Annotated in this window: 1 protein-coding gene; it reads left to right on the forward strand. The window is 66.9% G+C overall.

Annotated elements, in window-relative coordinates:
• Nucleotides 1-107: 107 nt before the first annotated feature.
• The coding region (locus tag EN807_RS32235; RefSeq protein WP_245491577.1) for a condensation domain-containing protein at nt 108-1,785 on the forward strand (1,678 nt) is incomplete at its 3' end.

The following is a 1,785-nucleotide window of genomic DNA, read 5'->3' on the forward strand; positions in this document are numbered from 1 at the left end:
CGAACGGCAAGCTCGACCGCAAGGCACTGCCGGCGCCGGCCGACGACGCCTATGCGCGCCGCAGCTATGAGGCGCCGCGCGGCGCGGTCGAGACGGCGCTGGCGCAGATCTGGGCGGAGCTTCTCGGTGTCGAGCGGGTCGGGCGCCACGACCACTTCTTCGAGCTCGGCGGCCACTCGCTGCTGGCCGTGCAGCTCTCGAGCCGGCTGTCGCGGGCTGTTGGCGTGGAACTGCCGCTGTCGACGCTGTTCGCCAATCCGGTGCTTTCCGATCTGGCGGCAAGCATCGTCGAGGTGTTGAGCCGCTCCGGCACGCAAGACCTGCCGGCGATTGCGGCGGTGTCGCGTGATGAGCCGCTTGTGCTGTCGTTTGCGCAGCAGCGGCTATGGTTTTTGGCGCAGCTGGACGAGGGCAGCACCAACTATCACATTCCGCTGGCCTTGCGGCTGCGTGGTGAGCTCGACCGCAGCGCCTGGCAGCGCAGCCTTGACCGTCTGTTTGCCCGTCATGAGGCGCTGCGCAGTGTCTTTGTCGCACCGGAGGGCAAGCCCTGGGTTGAGGTTCTGCCGCCGGATGCGGGACTGCCGATGGTCGAGCACGATCTGCGGGACAGGCCGGATGCTGAGGCTGCGCTTTTGGATCTGTGCCATGAAGAGGCGCGCACGCCGTTTGATCTTGCGCGCGGGCCGCTGATCCGCGGGCGTCTGATCCGGATGCCGGATGAGGAACACGTCTTCCTGCTGACCCAGCATCACATCGTCTCGGACGGCTGGTCGATGGGCGTGCTGGTTCGTGAACTCCGTCAGCTTTACCGGGCGTTCGAGGCTGGACAGGACGATCCTTTGCCGCCGCTGGCGATCCAGTATCCGGATTATGCCGCCTGGCAACGCCAGTGGCTGTCGGGGGAACGGCTGCAGAAGCAGGCGCAGTATTGGCGCGACACCCTGTCTGGCGCTCCGGCCCGTCTTGTCTTGCCGACGGACCATGCGCGGCCGGCCCAGCAGTCGTTTGCCGGGGCCAGTGTGCCGATCGTCATCGATGCGGATCTGACGCGGGGTCTGAAGCGGCTGAGCCGGCAGCATGGCACGACGTTGTTCATGACGGTGCTGGCGGCCTGGGCGGCGGTGCTGTCGCGTCTGTCGGGGCAGGACGACCTTGTGATCGGCGTGCCGAGCGCCAATCGAGGCCGGCGCGAGATCGAAGAGTTGATCGGCTTCTTCGTCAACACCCTGGCGCTTCGGCTCGACCTGTCCGGCGAGCCGAGCGTGTCGCAGCTTCTGGAGCAGACGCGGCGCACGGCGCTGGCCGCGCAGGAGCATCAGGACCTGCCGTTCGAGCAGGTCGTCGAGATCGTGCAGCCGCCCCGGGCTCTTGATCACACGCCGCTGTTCCAGGTGATGTTGGCCTGGCAGAACAACGCCGTCGGGTCGTTCGACCTTGCCGGGCTGAGTGTGGAGGCTGCCGGGGAGGGGTATGATCAGGTCAAGGTCGATCTGGAGCTGAGCCTTGGCGAGTGTGGCGAGGTGATCGCCGGAACGTTTGGTTATGCCTCGGCGCTGTTCGATGAGGCGACGATCGAGCGGCAGCGTGGTTATCTGCTGGCGCTGCTGCGGGCGATGGTTGCCGATGCCGGGCAGCCGGTCGGCCGGATTGAACTGCTGCCGGCTGCGGAGCGTGCGTATCTGCTGGAGGAGCTGAACCGGACGGCGGCGGCCTATCCGTCGGAGCGGTGCATCCATGAACTGTTCGAGCAGCAGGTGCAAAAGGCGCCGGAGGCGGTGGCGC

Origin of the sequence: Mesorhizobium sp. M5C.F.Ca.ET.164.01.1.1, from assembly GCF_004792125.1 — a bacterium.
In the GTDB taxonomy this organism is placed as follows: domain Bacteria; phylum Pseudomonadota; class Alphaproteobacteria; order Rhizobiales; family Rhizobiaceae; genus Mesorhizobium; species Mesorhizobium wenxiniae.